Annotated in this window: 15 protein-coding genes; 2 read left to right on the top strand and 13 right to left on the bottom strand. The window is 59.2% G+C overall.

All coding sequences use genetic code 11. The features are described from left to right. The first annotated feature begins 47 nt into the window (after window positions 1-47). On the top strand, window positions 48-1,736 hold the full coding sequence (locus CAF80_RS07250; RefSeq protein ID WP_085667057.1) for a polyurethanase: 1,689 nt from the start codon (window positions 48-50) through the stop codon (window positions 1,734-1,736). 100 nt (window positions 1,737-1,836) lie between these two features. After that, window positions 1,837-3,690, top strand: coding sequence for a polyurethanase (locus tag CAF80_RS07245; RefSeq protein WP_085667056.1), 1,854 nt, complete (start codon window positions 1,837-1,839; stop codon window positions 3,688-3,690). Between the two features lie 85 nt (window positions 3,691-3,775). Here the strand turns inward: CAF80_RS07245 and CAF80_RS07240 are convergent, their stop codons facing one another. The 13 genes from CAF80_RS07240 to tssF form a co-directional block, all read right to left on the bottom strand. Then, the gene (locus CAF80_RS07240) at window positions 3,776-4,393 is read right to left on the bottom strand and encodes a DUF6708 domain-containing protein (protein WP_254778429.1); all 618 of its coding nucleotides are present in this window, start codon (window positions 4,391-4,393) and stop codon (window positions 3,776-3,778) included. A 226-nt stretch (window positions 4,394-4,619) separates the two neighbouring features. Then, complete coding sequence (locus CAF80_RS07235; protein ID WP_134333768.1) at window positions 4,620-5,663, bottom strand: DUF6708 domain-containing protein; 1,044 nt, start codon at window positions 5,661-5,663, stop codon at window positions 4,620-4,622. Continuing rightward, on the bottom strand, window positions 5,663-6,127 hold the full coding sequence (locus CAF80_RS07230) for a DUF6708 domain-containing protein (RefSeq protein WP_074690632.1): 465 nt from the start codon (window positions 6,125-6,127) through the stop codon (window positions 5,663-5,665). Before CAF80_RS07230 ends, CAF80_RS07235 begins: the two co-directional genes overlap by 1 nt. A 358-nt stretch (window positions 6,128-6,485) precedes the next feature. Beyond that, window positions 6,486-9,752, bottom strand: a complete 3,267-nt coding sequence (locus tag CAF80_RS07225) for a T6SS effector BTH_I2691 family protein (RefSeq protein WP_074690631.1) — start codon at window positions 9,750-9,752, stop codon at window positions 6,486-6,488. Continuing rightward, the gene (locus tag CAF80_RS07220; protein ID WP_081353132.1) at window positions 9,749-10,687 is read right to left on the bottom strand and encodes a hypothetical protein; all 939 of its coding nucleotides are present in this window, start codon (window positions 10,685-10,687) and stop codon (window positions 9,749-9,751) included. Before CAF80_RS07220 ends, CAF80_RS07225 begins: the two co-directional genes overlap by 4 nt. Continuing rightward, a complete protein-coding gene (locus CAF80_RS07215; protein WP_074690630.1) occupies window positions 10,684-12,714 on the bottom strand; it encodes a type VI secretion system Vgr family protein in 2,031 nt (676 codons plus the stop codon). Before CAF80_RS07215 ends, CAF80_RS07220 begins: the two co-directional genes overlap by 4 nt. Window positions 12,715-12,741: 27 nt before the next feature. Beyond that, window positions 12,742-12,999, bottom strand: a complete 258-nt coding sequence (locus CAF80_RS07210) for a PAAR domain-containing protein (RefSeq protein WP_074690629.1) — start codon at window positions 12,997-12,999, stop codon at window positions 12,742-12,744. Between the two features lie 67 nt (window positions 13,000-13,066). Next, a complete protein-coding gene (locus tag CAF80_RS07205; protein WP_039768332.1) occupies window positions 13,067-13,579 on the bottom strand; it encodes an Hcp family type VI secretion system effector in 513 nt (170 codons plus the stop codon). A gap of 106 nt (window positions 13,580-13,685) precedes the next feature. Further along, complete coding sequence (gene icmH, locus CAF80_RS07200) at window positions 13,686-14,381, bottom strand: type IVB secretion system protein IcmH/DotU (protein ID WP_085667256.1); 696 nt, start codon at window positions 14,379-14,381, stop codon at window positions 13,686-13,688. A gap of 109 nt (window positions 14,382-14,490) precedes the next feature. Then, a complete protein-coding gene (gene tssK / locus CAF80_RS07195) occupies window positions 14,491-15,837 on the bottom strand; it encodes a type VI secretion system baseplate subunit TssK (protein WP_074690627.1) in 1,347 nt (448 codons plus the stop codon). Window positions 15,838-15,874: 37 nt separating this feature from the next. After that, window positions 15,875-17,224: a type VI secretion system lipoprotein TssJ gene (gene tssJ, locus CAF80_RS07190; protein WP_074690626.1), complete on the bottom strand. Its 1,350-nt coding sequence runs from the start codon at window positions 17,222-17,224 to the stop codon at window positions 15,875-15,877. Continuing rightward, window positions 17,221-18,240 (bottom strand): type VI secretion system baseplate subunit TssG, encoded by a 1,020-nt coding sequence (tssG, locus tag CAF80_RS07185; protein ID WP_085667055.1) that lies wholly within the window; start codon window positions 18,238-18,240, stop codon window positions 17,221-17,223. The genes tssJ and tssG overlap by 4 nt, the downstream gene beginning before the upstream one ends. Next, complete coding sequence (gene tssF / locus CAF80_RS07180) at window positions 18,204-19,970, bottom strand: type VI secretion system baseplate subunit TssF (protein WP_039768337.1); 1,767 nt, start codon at window positions 19,968-19,970, stop codon at window positions 18,204-18,206. Before tssF ends, tssG begins: the two co-directional genes overlap by 37 nt. Window positions 19,971-19,973: the final 3 nt, after the last annotated feature.

Here is a 19,973-nt window from a genome sequence, read left to right as displayed (position 1 = left end):
CAGTTCTTTCGAGAACTGCCGTTTTTTAAAGGAAGAGAGAGCACAACATGGGACTGTTCGATTACAAAAATGCCGACGGCAAAGCGCTGTACAGCGATGCCATCGCCCTGACGCTGTATGCCTACACGCCGACCGGGCAGGCCTTGCCCGGCACCGGTTGGAAGCCGATCGGGGCCACGGCGCTGGGCTATCAGGGCAAGGTCGGGGCGCAGGGCACGTTCTTCGGCGAGAAGGACGGCTTCACCAGCGCCGAAGCCGAAGTGCTCGGCAAGTACGACGCCGCCGGCAAGCTGATCGGCATCGGCGTGGCCTTCCGGGGCACCGGTGGATTGGGTTACAGCGATACCTTCGGCGACATGAAAAACAACCTGCTGGCCGCCATCGGCCCGTCGGATTACGCCACCCAGTACGCGAAGAACGCCTTCGACAACCTGCTCAAATCGGTGGCCGCTTTCGCCGGCGCCCACGGCATTGCGGCCAAGGACGTGTTGATCAGCGGCCACAGCCTCGGCGGTCTCGGAGTCAACAGCGTGGCGGAGTTGAGCGCGAGCAACTGGGGCGGGTTCTTCAAGGACGCCAACTACATTTCGTTCGCCTCGCCGACTCAGAGCAGCACCGGCAATAACGTGCTGAATATCGGCTACGAAAACGACCCGGTGTTCCGCGTGCTCGACGGCACCACGTTCAGTACCGCATCGATGGGCAAGCACGACAAGCCACACGATTCGACCACCGACAACATCGTCAACTTCAACGACAACTACGCGTCCACCGCGCAGAACCTGGTGCCGTTCAGCATCGCCAATCCGCTGAACTGGTCGGCCCACAGCTCGCTGGGGTATGCCGACGGCCTGAATCGGGTGATCGCGTCGAAGTTCTACGGCCTGACTCACAAGGACTCGACGATCATCGTCTCCAACCTTGAGCAAGCGTCGCGGGGCAAGACCTGGGTCGAGGATCTGGGCCGCAGCGGCGAACCGCACACCGGCAGCACGTTCATCATCGGCACCGACAGCGGTGACTGGCTCAAGGGCGGAGCGGGCAACGACTTCCTCGAAGGCCTGGGCGGCGATGACCGTTTCCGTGATGATGGCGGTTTCAACATCCTGCTCGGTGGCCAGGGCCACAATACCTTCGAGCTGCAAAAGCCGTTGCAGAACTTCAGCTTCGCCAACGACGGCGACGGCACGCTGTACGTGCGTGACGCCTACGGCGGCATCAGCATGACCCGTGACATCGGCGCGCTCGTGAGCAAGGAGTCGGGTTCGTGGTGGGGCAGCAAGGAAATCACCTGGACCGTCACCGCCAAAGGCCTGGCCAACGGTGCCGAACTGACCCAGTACAACCATTCGCTCAGCGGCGGCGCCATGGGCGATACCCTCAAAGCCACCGCCGACGGCGACTGGCTGTTCGGCCTGGGCGGCAACGATCACCTGCAAAGCGACAAGGCCCACGTGACCTTCGTCGGCGGCGCCGGCAATGACGTGATGAGCGCGGTGGGTGGCAACAACACCTTCCTGTTCAGCGGTGCCTTCGGCTTCGACGCAATCAATGGCTACCAGGGCAGCGACAAACTGGTGTTCATGGGCGTCGAAGGCGCGGGGCAGGGCTACGACTACAAGCAACACGCGTCGCAGTCCGGAAGCGATACCGTGCTGAAGATTGGCGACTTTGCCGTGACGCTGGTCGGGGTCGGTGTGGCTAACCTGTCGGATTCGAGTTTCGTCTTCGCCTGACAAACGAAAGTTGTACTGAAATGCTCCGGGGCGTCTCGGGAGGGGCGTTCTGGTTGTGAGCTATCTCTGAACAATTCCAACAAAGAGAGAGGCAACAGCAATGGGTGTGTATGACTACAAGAATTTCGGTACGGCGGAATCCAAGGCGCTGTTCAGCGACGCCATGGCCATTACGCTGTATTCCTACCACAACCTCGATAACGGCTTTGCCGTCGGTTATCAGCACAACGGCTTCGGCCTCGGTTTGCCGGCCACGCTGGTGACCGCGCTGATCGGCGGCACGGATTCCCAGGGGGTGATCCCCGGTATTCCGTGGAATCCCGATTCGGAAAAAGCCGCACTCGACGCGGTGAAAAAAGCCGGCTGGACCCCGATCACCGCCTCGCAACTGGGGTACGAGGGCAAAACCGACGCGCGCGGCACCTTCTTCGGTGAAAAGGCCGGTTACACCAGCGCCCAGGTGGAAATCCTCGGCAAATACGACGCTCAGGGCCATCTGACGGAAATCGGCATCGCTTTTCGCGGCACCAGCGGCCCACGGGAAATCCTGATCGGCGACTCCATCGGCGACGTGATCAACGACTTGCTCGCCGCGTTCGGGCCCAAGGATTACGCCAAAAACTACGTCGGTGAAGCCTTCGGCAACCTGATGACCGATGTGGTGGCGTTCGCCAAAGCCAACGGTTTGACCGGCAAGGACGTGCTGGTCAGCGGCCACAGCCTGGGCGGGCTGGCGGTCAACAGCATGGCGGACTTGAGCACCAGCAAATGGGGCGGGTTCTTCCAGGATTCCAACTACATCGCCTACGCCTCGCCGACCCAGAGCAGCACCGACAAGGTGCTCAACGTCGGCTACGAAAACGATCCGGTGTTCCGCGCCCTCGACGGCTCGACCTTCACCGGCGCCTCGCTCGGCGTGCACGACGCGCCCAAGGAGTCGGCGACCGACAACATCGTCAGCTTCAACGACCACTACGCCTCGGCGGCGTGGAACGTGCTGCCGTTCTCGATCGTCAACATTCCGACCTGGATCTCGCACCTGCCGACCGCCTATGGCGACGGCATGAACCGGGTGATCGAGTCGAAGTTCTACGACCTGACCAGCAAGGACTCGACGATCATCGTCGCCAACCTGTCGGATCCGGCGCGGGCCAACACCTGGGTGCAAGACCTGAACCGCAACGCCGAAACCCACAAGGGCAGCACGTTCATCATCGGCAGCGACGGCAACGACCTGATCCAGGGCGGCAGCGGCAACGATTACCTGGAGGGCCGCGCCGGCAACGACACGTTCCGCGACGGCGGCGGCTACAACATCCTGCTCGGCGGGTCGGGCAACAACACCCTGGAGTTGCAGACGTCGGTCAATACCTTCGACTTCGCCAACGACGGCGCCGGCAACCTGTACATCCGCGATGCCAACGGCGGAATCAGCATCACCCGCGACATCGGCAGCATCGTCACCAAGGAGCCGGGCTTCCTCTGGGGCCTGTTCAAGGACGACGTGACCCACAGTGTCACGGCGACCGGCTTGAAGGTCGGCAACAACGTCACTCAATACGAATCAAGCGTGAAGGGCACCGGCGGCGCCGACACCCTCAAGGCCAAGGCCAGCGGAGACTGGCTGTTCGGCCTGGACGGCAACGACCACCTGATCGGCGGGGCGGGCAACGACGTGTTCGTCGGCGGTGCCGGCAATGATCTGCTGGAGTCGGGCGGCGGCGCGGATACCTTCCTGTTCAGCGGCGCGTTCGGCCAGGATCGCGTGGTGGGTTACACCGCCAACGACAAGCTGGTGTTCCTCGGCGTGCAGGGCGTATTGCCGGGCGACGACTTCCGCGCCCATGCCACGGCGGTGGGACAGGACACGGTGCTGAAATTCGGTGCTGATTCGGTGACGCTGGTCGGGGTTGCGTTGAACAGCCTCAGTGCCGACGGGATCGTGATCGCCTGACCACGAGTGTGGAGAGGGGGCATGCTCCCTCTCCAGATTCTTGATCCATAAATGCCCGCGAGGGCGCTTACCGCGCCAAATATCATCAAGGGGCCGTCCTGGATTCATGGTCGATACCGGCGGGCCACTCCACCTTGGGCGCCAGGCGCCGCGCGAGGTTGAAACTCACGTCCTCGTTGTTCCAGTCGCGGGGTGGGCGGGGGAAGGTGGGCAGGGCTTGCGGGCCTAGCTGCATGAACAGTTGGGCCATGGCCCAGTACATTTCGCCCTGCATGGTGCCGTGGGCGAAATGGAAGCGCTCAAGTACCTGACATGTGCCGGGTTTCACCACGGCGATGCTGACCGATTCGATCAGCCCGCCAGTGCCCATGGGGCCATATACGCTGCTCACCTCGGCGCGCAGATCATCCCAGTCGTAAACCTCCGTACGTACGCCCCATGCAGTTCGGCTAAGGGGGCGTAGCCCGTCGTGGTGGAAGCGATAGACGTAGACTTTACGGCGCAGGCGGTTGAAGCGGATGGGTTCGTCGCGGGGAGATTCTACGTCCATCCGCCAAGCATAAATGCCGAACCAGAGAGCCGTTATGGATAACAAAAGACTGCTAAGAGTGAATGCAAAAAAATGGGAAGTCTGTATTTCGAATGGAAAAGTAAACCAGCTCACGATGGAAAATGGGGATGAGACAATCATGATGATTGCCAACCAAGAGCCAATCCCCCGCGTTCTAACGGTAGAGCGCGGCAGGTCCAAGTAAACAGAGTCCAGATGATTGGGAGGATTGGGCAGCACTGGAGGATGAGGATCGGTACCGGGGGGCTGATCCGGCATCGGCAAGTCGCGCTTCCAGCCCGGCGCTGGTGGATCGAGTAACGGAGCTGTGAATATCATCGGGGTAATTCCAGTTTGGTCTGGGCGCAAATCACCATGCTTAGTTACCTGCTTCTTCAATATTTCTAGGAAACTTTGGCTCGTAACACAGCAATAGGGAAACCCAATGCGCACAGGCATGAACAACTATCAGCGGTACAAGAAGACTGTAGATGATTACGAAAAACCACAATTTTGGGGCTTTTACAAAGTGGCTGTCCAGCCGCCATACGGCCATGAATGAACGCCAAGGCCAAGGGAATTTGCCAATGAGCTTCTTGGGTTTGGGTGCGGCTTCCGGGCCATACTCCATATATCGCCGGATATACTCCCAGAACGCCAGCAGCTCAGATGCATTACGAGTTGGTTTGCCCACAAAGGTGATTTCGAAGTCGTCCTTGAGGTTGCCATGGATATCACGGACGGAATGACTTTCCTTGTCCCATCCCAGCACGACAAATCCGCCGGTGCCATTCAGCTCAGACATTTTTGGATCAATGCAAACCTCGGCGGTGCCCCAGTCCAGTGCCACAATCCCTCCTAGATGATTAGGGCGAAGCAGATAGATTTTTCGGGTGATGCGGTTGAAACGGACGATAAGGCGACGGGCGGTGAAAACCTCAAGTCGCAAGTAGCGAAATGCGTATTTTACGTAAAAATAAAGAGCTGTTAAGGGTATGAGCGGAATGCCCCCCAATAAGATGTAGTCAAACGCAACCAATGGAATTTGGTCGCCTTTATATCCCGCCAAAATGTCTCTGAAAGCATAATGGATTGTCATGCCTAGCAGCCAAAGTAATATTGCGCCACATCCTCCGATCATTAAAGTAATGAGTCCTCGCTTCTCATCGTTTGGAGTACGGACGTCTATATAGGTTGAGTTGTAACTATATAGTGAATCGTTACTTGTTATTTCTTTTGAAACTGTCCGACTTGTACGAATGGATGATAATTTTTCATTTTGGCGAATTTTTGCATCAGCTTGTCTTGCCAATATTTCGTAATCAGTCGTTGTACGTCCGTCGTATATGAGCCATTCAAAAAAATACATAAAAGGTCTCTTGTCGGCATAGCGATTGGAGATCAACGGGAAGGCAAAAGCCATTACGGCGCCGTCCGCGATTGCAGATCAATGTCTGCGGGCCATTGCACTTTCGGGGCGAGGCGGCGGGCGAGATTGAAGCGCACCTCTTCGTTGTTCCAGTCGCGCGGTGGTCTGGGGAAAGTGGGCAGGGCTTGCGGGCCCTGCTGCATGAACAGTTGGGCCATGGCCCAGTACATTTCGCCCTGCATGGTGCCGTGGGCGAAATGGAAGCGCTCGCGCACCTGACAGGTGCCGGGCTTTACCACGGCGATGCTGACCGATTCGATCAGCCCGCCAGTGCCCATGGGGCCATATACGCTGCTCACCTCGGCGCGCAGATCATTCCAGTCGTAGACCTCCGTACGCACGCCCCAGGCAGTTCGGCTGAATGGGCGTAAGCCATCGTGATGGTACCGATAGACATAGACTCTGCGGCGCAAGCGGTTGAAGCGGATGGGTTCGTCGAGGGGGGCTTGCACAGTCATTCGCCAAGCATAGATACCTAACCAAAAACCGGAGATAGAGCTCAGGAGCATACCTAAGCTCGGAACTAAAGGCAGAAAACTGGCCGTTGCCAAGATATACGCACCTCCAATGAGTAGTGAAAGAATGGCGAGAAGGATTAAGACCACTGCAACGCATGCGCAAAGGCCTCGCATCCTGTATGCCGAGCGCGGCAACTCCAAGTAAACGGAATCCAGATAATTGGGTGGATGGGGTAGCACTGGCGGATAAGGATCGGTACTTGGGGGCAGATCCGGCATCGGCAAATCGCGTTTCCAGCCTGGGGCGGGGGGATCGAGTAAAGGTTTGGTGAAAAACATCAGGTGAACCCTGGAGAGATCAAAGGTTGGAGAACGTTGTAAGAGTCAGTGCTGCATAGCCTTCGGTGACGGTGCGATCTGGCCAGTAGGTCAACGACAGGATTGCCCCTTCGACTCGTTGGCGACGTTCCACAGACTTGAATACGAGGGCGCCCGAAATGTCCAAGACCTGTAGGGCGCTGTTGTTGGGTGACATGGCGCTGCGAGTTTTGACGGTCGGCGTGCCGGCCTCCGCCTGATAATGCATTTTTTGGGCGGGTTCGGCCGTGCCGTTGGCTGTCGATGGTGGGGGAGGAGCAATCAGGTTGCCGCTCGCGGCTACTTCGCCGATACCCTCAGTGTATGGATTGTCGCCCTCGCGCAGGAGGCGCAGGGTCCATTGATAATTCGAATGTTCCGGATGAAAGCAGGGTAATACCAAGCGATATTCCAGCCTCTCTTCCTGAGCGAGGGTACCTGCGCCGCCGGTCGAACCACCCCGATGGTGGCTCTGGCCGGCGATCAAACGCAGACGAAAGCGAACATTGGCTTCGACGCCAAAAGTTGCTGCGTTGAGTTCGGCGATGGCAATCGAAGCGTGTTCGGGCTGATTCCAGTGAATCTTTGGCGTTTCGTCGGCGTAACCGAAGATGCAGCGCCTGGCCCATGTTTCCAGTGGTGTGGATTCCTGCCGTTGAGCCCACTTTTGTAAGGAGAACGCTACGATGCCTAGGACTATCGCAACGCCTAACGGCCCCATAAGAGCGAGAGATGTCGTTGACGCGGCAAAGATGCCTGCGCCAGCTGTTAGTGCAAACAAAACTGCCGAAAATGCATATCCTCCTGCTGCTGACTTATCTCCTTGCTTCCAAGTTCGACTAGCCGCCATCCCCGCCTGCGTCGCATCAAACAACCCGGTCACAGCCCCGATCACGGCTCCCGTTCTGGTAAGTATCTGGCCGGCGCGAAATGTAGCCTTGGCGGAGGCTGCCACCGGAGCAGGCAGGCCTGCCACCTGCTGAATTCTCCCCGCGCCTGCTTCAAGGGCAATCCCTATGACTTCCATGCCGGCGGCCAGTACCCCCAGCGTCGCGCCATACAGAGCCAATCTGGCTTCGGGGGCCTTATCGCCCAGGGCTCGCTCGGCTTCTTCAAAGTTCTTCTTCATGGAGTCGTTGAGCAAATAAAACCCGCCCATCGCCAACAACAGCTGGCCGCTACTGGCAACTCCCCGCAACCCAGTGAACCCTGCGCGCACCCAGTTGGCAGCCCCCCCGGCGGACACCTTGAGCCCGCGTAGCGTCGCCCTGGCCTTCGGGTCCAGGCTGCCCACGCCTACCGTAACTTCCTGCAGCAGATGCTGGGCGCTGGCTCCCGCGCGGCCGATACCTTGTTCGGTATTGCGCATCAGGTCGCGCCGTAGGTTGTCGGCTTCGCCCTCCACCCAAACCGAGACGGTTATCAATTGATTGGCCACCTTGGGATCCAGCACAGCCAAGCTGAGAAGCCCTGTCCTGATCAGCGGGACGACCCTCCGTTGTACCTTCTGGAACTTGTGGTTCACCTTGTCCACGTTGACCTTTGCGCTTTTTTCGCCCCGGCGGATGGCTTCGGAAGCCCGACTCTGCGCCTTGCGCAAGTGCTCGGATTGCAGGGCGTAGTACTCGCTGATCTTCATTTGGATCTTGAGTTCGGTGAGGTGAACCCGGTTGTACAACAGCTGGCTTGCGCTATTGAGTCGAGAAACTACACGCCCGACACCCGGCCCCAGTCTGGGTTGGAGTCGGACGCTGGCGGCGTTGAGTGCGCCGAGGAGTTGGGCCATGGCGGTCTGGATATGCGGCTGAACATAACGGTTGAACTCATCGCTGGTCAGGGCCTTGGTTACTGCCGAGTAGAGCTTTTCGCTATCGTTCCAGTCGGTCTCCCCGGTCACGCTGAAACTCGGTAGCAAGCCCGCCAGCAGCGATTCGTCCCGCCTCAATATCGCGCGATAGACCGGGCTTTGCGGATTTTTCAGCCACTCAAGCCAAAGCTTGGCTGTAGGATCTTTATCCGAAAGAGGCGTTTTTTCATCGGCGCTCTGCTGGTTGATGAGCGGTGCTTCACTGATGCCGCCGCGCAGACACATCGTCATGGTCAGGCTGTAGGCCACACCTGACGTGAAATCAGCTCCGTCATAGTCATGCTCTTCGATGCGCTTGAACGGCGCGCTGTGGCACAGCTCCGCGTACTGCCTGCCGCACCAATCGATATAGTGTTGGTAGTTTGCCAATTCGCGCTGATAGTCTTTTTCAAACGAGGCGCGATCCGCTTCGCTGTAGCGTTTTTCCAGTGAGGCGGTGTATTTCCGTACTTTTTCTTTTATAACGCGCTGGCGTTCCACCTCGGGATCGCCAAAGGTCGGTGCAGCATCCCCTGTCATGGGTGCAAATGAAGCGGTCTGTTGTTCGGCCCAGATCGGGTGCATTTCGCGAATGGCCAGAAGCAGGTCTGACGTTTGGCGTTTGTAAGCCCTCATAGGGTCTTCAATGTACCGCTGACGAGCTTCAATCCAGCCGTTACGCAAGTAGTTGTACTGTTGAATCAGGCCCACCGTGTCATCCAGCACCAGAGCCAGCACACCTCGCTGCAACCCTTGCTGGTCGATCGTTTGGCGCAGGTAATTTTTCAGTGCTCCCACCCGTGTTACTCGGCTGTGAAAGCCATGCACCTTATCCAGGTCTCCGACAGCCTGGTGACGCTGATATTCATGCACTTGCTGATCGACGCAAGGTTCCGTCGCCGTCATCAGCAACGCGTCCTCTATGCGGTCGGGGGTGTCCCGAGCAGTTCGCAGGTCAAGTTTTCGGAAGCGTCCCGCAGCAGCGCTATTTTTGTAGGCATCGAGAACGCTACCAGGCCAGGGGTCACTGGCAAAGGCCAGCCATGCATGGGTGTATTTACGGATATCGATATTAAGAAAGGACGCTGGAGCGTCGTGGCCTGCTGAGGTACAGGCATCGCATAAAGGGGTCTCATTGGCGGCGGGGGGCGCGTCGGGATTGAACTGACGTAGATAACCATCAGGTGTCACTTGATAGGCATGCCACGTCTGCTGATCGAGTAATACGTACAAATAGCCGGCGCGTAATGTACGCAGGCCCATACGAGAGTTGGACATCGCACCGGTGTCTTCGCTAGCGCGCGGAACCAGAGCTTTTCGCAGCGGAAGGATTGGTAATCCTTGGCGGGTGCAGGCGTTGCATTGATCCAAAGGAAGGCATGTTTCCAATACTGCATTTTCAAGCTGGGAACTCAAGGTCATTGATGTGCTCCTGCAAACGTCAAATCCGACACGATCCTTTGCCAGGACTGGTCATTTAATTCGGAAAAAAGCTTTCCGAGCGAGGTGCCATTCTCGATTGCCAGCTTTATTGATGTGCCTATGTATGCGTGTGTATGAAGGCTCGAATGCAGAATCAGACGGTGTAGTGCCAAGGTCACAATGTCGTGCTGGTTTTTCAGCCCCAACTGGCGGGCGTCATTTATCTGTTTATAAGCCCTAGCAGCAGCTTGAGGAGGTAGCAAAGTATGGCCTTGCCAGCGAGCGGGGGCGTAAGTAAGGGGAAGGCTGACAGCGCGACGCCACGCGCCGAGCAGTGAGGACACCAGTGCTGCATCCTGTTGTACTGCGCTAGTGAATGGCGAGAAGACAACGCTCGTGTCTGCCTGGCCAATCAAGCAACTACTGGCACCACTGCTTGTTGGAAAGAGCCACTGATGGATGGGCCACCAGCCTCCTGTCTCTCCATGTTTGAACGTGGCGACCAGTAACTCCAGGCGCAACGGTTCATACACCGGAAAGAATTGTTTCCCTGCGGAGGTCGGCAAATGACCGAGTTCTATCAGGTGATTGCTGACCGTCGCGGCTGTTGCGGTACTACTGAGCCAGCCACATACATAGCGTCTCGAGCGACGTTCATCTTCTTTGGCCCGCAGCACCGACAACGACAGCAAATAATCTGAAGGTTCGGCGCCAGCCGTGGCTAGGGTCACCAGCACCGGACATGCTTGCGGTGTGTGGGCCAAATCTGGGCGGCGCAGTCTAGTTACTGCATCGCTGCCTAATGATTGGCACAGAGTGTCGATATGCAATGGGTCGTCTTCGGCGCAGTCCGCCAATGGATCAAGCAACAGATACAACGACGCATTGGCGGCGTGCTGCTCCTTTGCGAAGGCCTGGACAATAGCTGGAGTCATTTTGTTTTCTCCACGCAAGTGTGTCCCGCATCGGGTTCCAGTTGCAGAGAAAAAGGTTGCCCGCCGCCCGACGCCGTCGCAGAGACTGGGCCTTGGATCGTGATGACCAAGCCATCGAGGTGAATGCCTTGAGCATCGAGAGTGATGCTGCCCCCTGGGCTTTGAAAGACGATTTTTTCACTGCTCTGCAAGCTATAAACGGTAGTGGTGCACTCGAAACCCTGACCTGCCGCAACGCTATGCTGTCCCTTGATCGTGTGCTCGCTATGACCGCCCACTTCGATTTTGTGGTTGGCGGTTGTGGATTCGTATCTGTCATTGCCAACGCCATCCCACCGGTCGCGCCCAATGAAGACCTTATAGTCGCGACCGACGTCAAGACTGCGATTCTGGCCTATGGCGTGAGTTTGATCATTGCCGATCGAAACATGCTCGTCGTTACCAATCTCTTTATTACGGTCATTGCCGACGAAGATCCCGTTGTTGTTTTTGATATGAACGTTCTTGTCTTTTTCCGCATGGATAAAGACTTCCTGCTGCCCCAACTCATCCTCAAAACGCAGCTCATTGAACCCCGAGCCCTTATGAGTGCGGCTTTTGATAGTCATCCGCGTTTTGTGTTTGGGCAGCTCATACGGCGGCAGATTGGTCTGCCGGTACGCTCGCCCGGTGGCAATCGGCTGGTCCGGATCACCGTCGAGATAACTGATGATCAGTTCCTGGCCCACACGGGGGATCGCCATCGCGCCCCAGGTCGCGCCTGCCCAACCTTGCGCCACACGAATCCAGCACGAACTCTGATCGTTGTTTTTATCCGCACGGTCCCACGGAAACTGCACCTTGACCCGGCCCCATTCATCGCAATAAATCTCCTCACCGGGAGGCCCAACCACCGTGGCAATCTGCGGGCCGTCGATGCAGGGCTTGTCGCGTAGCGGCGCTTTCCAGTCCGAGGTCCAGCGGATGGCGCTGGCCTTCATTTCATAGGACGTGCCAAGGCCACTGCCAAATGATTCTTCCTGCAGGCTGGTGTGCTGCTTGCCCTCGTGCTGGATGGCGATGGTTCGCCAGCGATCGTTGAAATCGTCGCGGGGATGCTCGTTGAGGTCGAAGGCCAATCCCGGTTGCAGGCGAGCATCGTCGCCTTCCACATGGGCCAGTTTGGCGTCATTGCGCAGGGCGGCCAGCCGGGTTTTGGTAAAGGGTTTGCCAGCGATGTCGCGCTTGTAGCGGCCGGGATAATCGTAGCGTTCGTAGTCCTTGTGCTGGTTGTTCAGATCCTGATCGCCCGTCGCGGTGTGCTGCTGGTTGTAGCGCGGGTGGGTGAAGGTGTAGTCGCGCTGCACCTGCACGGCGGTGCGCACTTGCTCGGTGTAGTGGAAGCGATTCAACGCCGGTTCCGAGGCGTCTCCCCCGGCCATCGGCTGGTAGATCACCGGACAATCGGTGTGGGTGCCGATGGTGCCGAGGCCGCCGACGCGGTCGGTGAGGACCAGGGTGTGGCCGTCGGCGCGGTGTTCGAAGGTGTAAAGCAGGCCTTCTTCGGCAGCGAGGCGGGCGATGAAGTCGAGGTCGGTTTCACCGGCCTGTACGCAGTATTCGCGGGGTTGGTGCTCGAAACAGATTTCGCTGCGGATGTCGGTCAGTTTTTGTTCGGTAAGGACGCGGGTGATGATGTCGGGCACGGTCTGGCCCTGGAAGATGCGCCAGTTGGAACGCAGGTCGAAACGCTTCAGGGTCGGCTCGACCACGGCGGTATAGCGGGTGCGGCGAAAGCCGGTGTCGCCCTGGGTGAACAGGCTGACCAGGCCGTGGACGTAACGCACAGGTGTTTCGCCACGCCAGATCGTGAATAGCCCCGCCAGGTCGAGCACCCGATTGAAGTCGATGGCGGCGTTATGGCTGGCCAGTTCCAGTTCAAGCTTGAAGGGTTGGGACAGACCTTCTTGAAGGGTGAACGAGACCACTTCGAAGGGATCGCCCTTCAAGGGCTCAAAGGTGAAACGCAGGTCGCTTTGGCGGGGCATGGGGCCTCCCTGTCGAGTGTGTGAATGTCAGTCGATCAACCAACTGCTATCACCGTTTTCCAGTTCGCCATCGTGGTCGGTGGTGTCGCCGACACGGGCTACAGGTTGTCCGTTGATGGTCATGGAGGGCGCGCCGCTGGTAATCACGGCACCGCAACCGAGGTTGTCACCGACGCGGGCGACGGCGCGGCCGTTGACTTTGAAAGTCGGCGATCCACTGTCCACGGTGGTAGAGCCACACAAGGGGCAATCATGGTCGTGTCCGACCAGAACGACGGCAGGCATAGAGCCTCCTTAGCATCGAGTCAGTGAGCATTCCGCCGTCTTCACGGCGGAACGTGCCCGTTGGCGGTTAAGCCGGTTTACGCCAGTCATCCGACGCTTCGGTACCGGCCACCACATGGCTCCAGCTGACTTTGCGATAAGCCAGGCTGGTCTTGATCAGTTGGGTGTAGTTGGCGTTGCCGCTGTCCTGGGCGTGGGGCAGCACGGTGTCGATCTCGACGACGGTGGCGTCTTCCAGTTTGGTGGTGAAGAAGTGCTCCTGTTTGCCGTCCCCAGAGGTGCGGAACCACTTGACCTCGACGGTCGGCAGCATTTCGCCGGTGGCCAGCGCCTGGTAGAGCATGGGCGAGGCTTTGCTCAGGGCGCTGGTGAAGATCAGCGGCTTGTGCACGCGCTGGCCGGCGGGCTGACCGCTTTGCGGGTCGGTAGGCGTGGTGATCTGATGATCGATTGCCTGGGCGAGGATTTCATCCTCGTGGCCTTCGACATAAACGTTGCCCACCGAATCAGCGGTGAACGCGCCCTTGGTGATATGGCCCTGGTTTTGGCCGTGGATGCTGATGTAAGCGGGTGTTGGCATGACAAGCTCCTTGTCGCGATCAAATGAACGACCCATGAGGTCGTGGGTTTTGGCCAAAAAAGGCCATGGCTTTGCAGGCACTCGGGATGAGCACGCTGAAAATCGGTTACAGGTTGAGGATCCGCTCCAGAGAGGCGAGCACTTCCTGAGTGATGCTGTTCAGGCGCATGGAGTAGATCGTGTAGGCGCAGATCAGTACGACAGCGGCCAGCGCCCACGGCGTCCACAGCGGCCAGGCGCGTTTGATCCGGTAGTTGCGCGGGGCGACGTTTTTCAGCGGATCGGTCAGGCGTTTGGGTGTCTCGCCGCGCAATGGGCGCAACAGGCCGTGCAACTGGTCGATGATCTTCTGTATTTCGTCATCGCCCTTGCTATGGACGCCGTATTTGCCCTTGAGGCCGGAGATCAGGCACTGGTACATGAACTCCAGAACATGCTGATACCGGGCCGCCTCGGGGATCATGTTGTTCATGACGGTGAAGAACCGCTCACCACCTCGGGTTTCCCCATGGAATTGGCTGAGCAGTGAGCGTTCACTCCAACTGGAGAGCTTGCCCCAGGAGGTGGCCATGACTACCTCGTCCAGCAACAGGCACAGGCACAGGCTGTAGGAGTAGGCCTTGAGCATGCCGGCGTCGTAGTCGAGCTGGCTGACTTCTTCCATGATCGTGGTGATCTGGTTACTGACGCTTTTGTACAGCGCGGTCACATCATCGTGGTGGTCCAGACGGCGCAGGCGGATGACCAGGCCGATCAGGGGCGTGGCGGCATCGCAGAGCGGGTTCCAGGCCAGGCCTCGCATGTCGAACTCTGGATCAGCCAAATGGGTTGAGTTGCTAACCGTGATCGTTTCGCCATCAAAGTTGATGGCGCCGGAGACTTCCTCGTGAAGCCATGCATCTGGTGTTGGCTTAGTCATCTTTCTCACTCCTGATCGCCCAGAACTGCAATTCCAGCTCCGGGAATTCACCGGCAATGTGGAAACCAAACCCGCTGCCGCTGCTCAGGCCTTGCCACGCAGGGTGATGACGGTCGAGTTCGAAGTAGCTGAAGCCGGCATGGAACGGCAGGTGCCGTGGCGCCACCGGCAACGGCAGCAGCGGAATGCCCGGCAGTTGCAGGCTGACCAGCTGTTCCAAACCTTCGGTAGAGCTGATCTTGATCTGCTTGGGCAGTTGCTGACGCAGCGTCTCCGCGGGCAGTTCGGCCCGCACGGCGAGGATGAATTCGGCGTTGTCCAGCAGGCGTTTGTCGTTCAAGGCAGCGGTGCGCACGCCGTATTGCTGCACGACAATCGGCAGCGACACCGCCCGCGGTTGCAGCACGGTGCCCAAGGCGCGGCGCAGGGTGTGCTCCAGGAGCTCGAAGGATTCGCGCAGATTGTCGTGCTGGTAGGGCGGGTATTCCTGGGGCAGATGGCCTTCGTCGGTAAAGGTCACCAGTTCGCCGCAGGCCTGGGCCAGTGCGATGTACAGCCGCTCCGGGTGAACCTGGCGTTGGCGGGCCAGGTGCTGAAACAGCGGGAACAAGCGGTTGAGGGTTTGCAGCAGGTTGAAATCGGTGACATCCGCCACGCCCGACTGCCCCGGCGAGCCGATGCGCTGGGCCAGATTCTTGGCGCGCTCGCGCATCAGTCCGGCCACTTCACCCAGGTAGCGGTGCAGCGCCGGCACGGCCTGCAAGGAGAGGCTGGTGGGGTAGAAGTGCTCGTCCATCACCAGGCTGCCATCCGGGCGCTTGTCTTTGATCCTGCCGATGGCGATGCCGGTGAAGGCGCTGCGGTCACTGCGTTCGAGCATCAGTTGAAAATTGGGCACGGCCACGTCCATGCCGACTTGATCGCCGTCATCGCTGTGAGTGTCACGGACTTCTTCGCGGCGGGCGATGTAGCGACTGTTACCGTACTGGTCGGGCCAGCGCACTTCGGGGGCGCCGCTGGAGCGCAGCGGCAGGGCCAGATAGACGATCTGGTTCACTGCGCTGCTGTCGGCGATCTCCAGAGGAGGAGGCGACGCCAGGTCGTGGGGAATATCGAAGACACTGCCGTCTGGCATGATTCCACACGCCTTGGTAAGAGAGACCTTGCCGAAACTCAGATATTCGCTGTTCAACTCCAGCTCGCTGAAGCCATAGAGAGCGTCGTTCAGGCTATGCATGCGCTGATGCACGGCAGCTTCGGCGGCGCGAGCCTGTTGCTGGAAGTGCTGGGGTTTGACGAACAAACCTTCATGCCAGATGACGGGATTGCGTGAACTCATCGGTGATTACTCGGGGCAAAAGCGGCTGAAAAGGGCGTCATCGGGTTTCTCCTTTGAGGCTGACCTGGGTGGCGTCCAACTGCACCAGCACGGCGTACTGCCGGCCTTTTGGCTCGACCCGCAGGCGCTGTTTCCACTGGCCGACTTCGTCGTTGTGGTAGTTGGCGATTACCGCGATAAACCGGGTGTCTTCATCCAGGGGGCGCAGGTCGACGAACTTGAATTGGCCGGGTTGGAGCAGATAGTCGTCGGCGCGGATGTAGGTGCTGCCCAGGGTCTTTTTCAGGTCCTCGGTCAGGGCCTGGGGACTGGCGTTGACCAACAGTGAGTCATCGGTCAGTTGCAAAACCTTGAAGGTGATCGGCGTCGCGACGTGCTGCAGCGTCGGGTCGCCCCAGGGCGTGGTCAGGCTGACACCCTGGGCGTCATATTCACCCAGCAGCGCGTCCTCGAGAGGCGACATCGGTACCTCGGGTTCGGGGTCAACAGTCAGCGGCGACTGGGCGGGCATGCTTTCGTAAAGGTGGCTGAGCAGGGTCTGCACTTTGTCGGTCAGTGCCTGCGGGCTGCTCGCCTGAACGTTGAGGGTGTAGGGCGCGCGGCTCGCATCATCATCCGGTGCGGTGCCGGTGCTGATCAGGCGTGGATTGACGTGGTCGCTGGCATGCAGGCTCAGGGAGTAGAGGCTGGGCTGATCGCCGGGGCCGCCGACCGGGATCGAAGGATCCCGGATCACTTGGCCGACTTTGTCGAGCATGGTGCACCCGCCGAGAGTCAGGCAGGCGAGCAACAAGACTCCCAGGCGCAAGTTGCTGAGTGGCGTGCCAGGGCGTTTTGGAGTCAATGGGTGAACTTCAGGCGGCTGCCTTGAGGGCGGCGCTGCTTGCAGTGCTCGCAACGGATCACCTTGCTCTGCAAAGTCCACAGATTGGCAAAGGCGCTCGAAGTCCGGGCAAGTGACAGGTCGCGGGCAGGGCAGGGGAAGACTCGGTCGTTCCTCCAGGTGCCAGGCTTGCAGGCCTTGCGACTGGCCGGTAAACAGCTCATCGAGCGAACGCTGGCCTGGAGCGTACTCACCCAGCTGCACCGCGACCCGATACGCGCCAATCTGCAGCAGGTCGCCATCGTTGAGGCTCACTGCCACATTACGGGCCAGCGGCAAATCATGACCATTGGCATAGGTGCTGCCACTGCGATCGATCACGCAGAAACGTCCTTCGACGACCCGGATTTCGCAATGGTTCGGGTGGACGCTGTTTAGGCGATCCACCAGGCACCAGTCCGCCGAGGCACTGCCGATGTTGCCACCCCGCAAACCAAACCGATGACTGGGCAGATACCCATGCAGCAATTGCGCAGGATTATTGATAACCAGGCTCAGTTTCATGCGCGCCCCCGAATCCGTACCACGGCGCGATGGCGGTGCTGATGCTCGATAAAGCTGGTCCAGCCCAAGTGGGTGCCGCTGTCGCGTTGCAGGTTGAACGGCGGTACATCCTCTTCGCGCAACCCGAGCTCCAGGTCATAGGCAGTGACGTCGCGCAGCAAAAAATCCATCAACTGACGCAGTCGCCCGAACTGCTCTCCACTGGGCAAAAACTGCCGGAAGCGCGCCTGGGTCAGGTTGGGAATCACCAGAGTGAACTTGCTGGCGCGGGTCTTGCTGCGATCACCCACTACAAAATCGCTACCCAACGTGCCATTGGCCCTGCCCAGCGTCATGCGCTGACATTGTGGAAAGCTCACCGAGCGCACCTCGAATTCACGGATGTGCACGCCGTGCAGATCAAAGCAATGCTCGACAATTCCGGACACCATCGAGGGCGAGCGACTGCGACTGGCGATCAACCCGGCAAAGCTCAACAGACGACCCCATGGCAGCGGCGTGGCGCCGCGCAGGTCGTTATCGTTCAAGCCGATCAGTGAAAACACATAACGCGAAAAACGATCGCTGGCCTCGGCCTGAAAGCGGATGTAGTAGCGGTATTTACGCCAACTGTGGTGCAGCAGGGTCAGCAAGCGATGATTGAAAAAGTCCATGAACGCCGGGCGAATACCGCGTTCCTGGGCTTGCTCGTAGGCCAGACGATCCAGGTAATAACCGGGCAGCGGCGAGTCGGTGCCGTGCAGGCCAAAGAAGCTCGTCTGCAGGCGATAACGCGCTTCTGCGCGATCCTCTTCCAGACGTGCTGCCACGACCACATCGGAAGCCGGAAATCCCAACCCCGCGTGGCTTTGCAGCCGCACACGCCGCCGCGCCGCCGCACTCAATGGCTGTGCTTCCAGGTCATCGCCATGCAAGGCGTGCAGATGCTCCAGCAGACGGTGAAACGAATAGTTCCGCGCGTCGGCCAACAGCACGTCGGCTAGATCACGGGCTGTCTGCCGGTCAACAGTGGCCATTCATAACGCTCGTTGTTAGTGGTATTGATCACTTCCAGGCGATGGAAGGAATTGATGCTTGCGTACAGGGCGAAGAAGTGCGAAAGCACGCTGGCAAACAGGTACAACTCGCCCTCGCAGAGAAAGGCGTTCTGGTCCAGTTTCAGTTGGGTCTGCAGGCCACGCACCGGCTGGCCTTTCATCAGCCAGTCGATGGGGGTGGTCACCGCCTCGTGGATGCCATTGAGGCGTTTGCGGGTGGCGCGGGCCTGTTGCAGATCGTGCAACGCAGCGAAGTCATAGGCGCGGATTACCGCCTTGAGCGGCTCGGCCGAGAGCAGCGACAGGTAGTTCAGCGACAGGTTGGAAATCAGCGTCCAGTGCAGGCTGCTGTCCAGTACTGGTCGGTAGCTGCGCGTCGGTGCGATCAGGTTGGTGTAAGTGGCAAACGATGGCGTGACTTCAGTTGATCGCGACACATCCCCCACGCCAAGCAACTGCGGCAGGTCGCGATTGGTGCAGGTCAGCTCGATGGACGCCGTTTCATGCTCGCCGATATACAGGCTCTCATCGCCACGCACGAAGGCGATGCGATGGCGCAGGCCTTCGCGGCCGTGGGACTCTTCGATATGTGTGCGGAAGTACAAGGCCGTGCGGCCGCGCGCATGTTCGATCTCATGCTGAAACGATTCGAACGGGGTAAACGTGCGCAGCGGATCGCCCTTGCGCTCCTTGTCGGCGGCGTCCCAGCCGGCGACGTTGTCGACGCTGAAAATCTCGTAAGCCTCGGGCTGACTGCCGCTGGGGCTGATGCGCCGCTCCTGGCTGCGTCCGTCCAGGGAGACTGGATTGGCATCGTGGCGGAACAGGTTCACCGCCGGTGCGCAGTACAAGTGCAGGTCGCTGGTACGCAGGCGGATGTCCGGTGGCATGGGCCGGGTGAACTGAAACTCGAAGCGCAGGGTGGGGGCGCTGACATCCGGCCAGACGTGAGCCAAGTCGGTCAGGCTGAAAAAGTGGAAGCGCTGCGGGAATACAAAATATTCCTGCAGGATGCGATAGCCATCGAATACGTTGCGCGGGTAGGGCAGCAGTGCCTCTTCGGCGGTGAAACCGGGGAAGCCAATATCCTTGGCCGACAGGCGATAGCGTTGGCCATTGATGTGCAGCGTGACGCTGTCCAGGTAATGGGCAAGCCATAGGTACAAGGTCAACGCAGTGGCGCTATCGCCGCCCAGATGAAATTCCAGCTGGTTACAGGCCATGCTGGTGAGCGGTTGCTCCGTCAACACCTTGAGATCGATACGCATCACCGAGGCCTCACGACTGTGGGCATCGCTGACCTCCTGCAAGGCGAGCGGGTACAGATTGACGTCGGTGCACGTGCGAAACTGGCAGGAGATGCCATCCACCGGTTTGGCGAACAACGGCGTGCCCTTGGGAATCACCTGGCACTGGCTGATCGCATCGGGCAAGGGTGTAAAGCGAATGATGGTCGCACTGGGCAGAGGCCGCAGGTAGTTGGGCCAGAGCATCTGCAATAGCGGATGGGTCAGCTCCGGCAAATCGTCATCGATCTTCATCCCCAGCTTGGCGGTGAGGAACGCGAAGCCCTCCAACAGCCGCTCCACGTCCGGGTCGCCGGCCTGATCGCCGAGAAACTGCGCGAGTTGCGGATTGTCTTCGGCGAACTCGCGCCCGAGTTCGCGCAGGTAGCGCAGCTCCTCGGCAAAGCGTTGTTTCAGGTCCATTGC

It is taken from the genome of Pseudomonas sp. B34(2017), from assembly GCF_002112915.1.
Taxonomy (GTDB): Bacteria; Pseudomonadota; Gammaproteobacteria; order Pseudomonadales; family Pseudomonadaceae; genus Aquipseudomonas; species Aquipseudomonas pharyngis.
Note: the sequence above shows the minus strand (reverse complement) of the source record. Positions and strands in the feature narration are given on the sequence as shown.

Excerpts from the sequence above, each read along its gene's own strand:
- CAF80_RS07210 (WP_074690629.1), bottom strand. The coding sequence starts at position 12,999 with ATGCCTGCCGTCGTTCTGGTCGGACACGACCATGATTGCCCCTTGTGT.
- CAF80_RS07250 (WP_085667057.1), top strand. The coding sequence starts at position 48 with ATGGGACTGTTCGATTACAAAAATGCCGACGGCAAAGCGCTGTACAGC.
- CAF80_RS07225 (WP_074690631.1), bottom strand. The coding sequence starts at position 9,752 with ATGACCTTGAGTTCCCAGCTTGAAAATGCAGTATTGGAAACATGCCTT.
- CAF80_RS07215 (WP_074690630.1), bottom strand. The coding sequence starts at position 12,714 with ATGCCCCGCCAAAGCGACCTGCGTTTCACCTTTGAGCCCTTGAAGGGC.
- tssF (WP_039768337.1), bottom strand. The coding sequence starts at position 19,970 with ATGGACCTGAAACAACGCTTTGCCGAGGAGCTGCGCTACCTGCGCGAA.
- icmH (WP_085667256.1), bottom strand. The coding sequence starts at position 14,381 with ATGCGAGGCCTGGCCTGGAACCCGCTCTGCGATGCCGCCACGCCCCTG.
- CAF80_RS07245 (WP_085667056.1), top strand. The coding sequence starts at position 1,837 with ATGGGTGTGTATGACTACAAGAATTTCGGTACGGCGGAATCCAAGGCG.
- tssJ (WP_074690626.1), bottom strand. The coding sequence starts at position 17,224 with ATGAAACTGAGCCTGGTTATCAATAATCCTGCGCAATTGCTGCATGGG.
- CAF80_RS07235 (WP_134333768.1), bottom strand. The coding sequence starts at position 5,663 with ATGGCTTTTGCCTTCCCGTTGATCTCCAATCGCTATGCCGACAAGAGA.
- tssG (WP_085667055.1), bottom strand. The coding sequence starts at position 18,240 with ATGGCCACTGTTGACCGGCAGACAGCCCGTGATCTAGCCGACGTGCTG.
- CAF80_RS07205 (WP_039768332.1), bottom strand. The coding sequence starts at position 13,579 with ATGCCAACACCCGCTTACATCAGCATCCACGGCCAAAACCAGGGCCAT.
- tssK (WP_074690627.1), bottom strand. The coding sequence starts at position 15,837 with ATGAGTTCACGCAATCCCGTCATCTGGCATGAAGGTTTGTTCGTCAAA.
- CAF80_RS07230 (WP_074690632.1), bottom strand. The coding sequence starts at position 6,127 with ATGACTGTGCAAGCCCCCCTCGACGAACCCATCCGCTTCAACCGCTTG.
- CAF80_RS07220 (WP_081353132.1), bottom strand. The coding sequence starts at position 10,687 with ATGACTCCAGCTATTGTCCAGGCCTTCGCAAAGGAGCAGCACGCCGCC.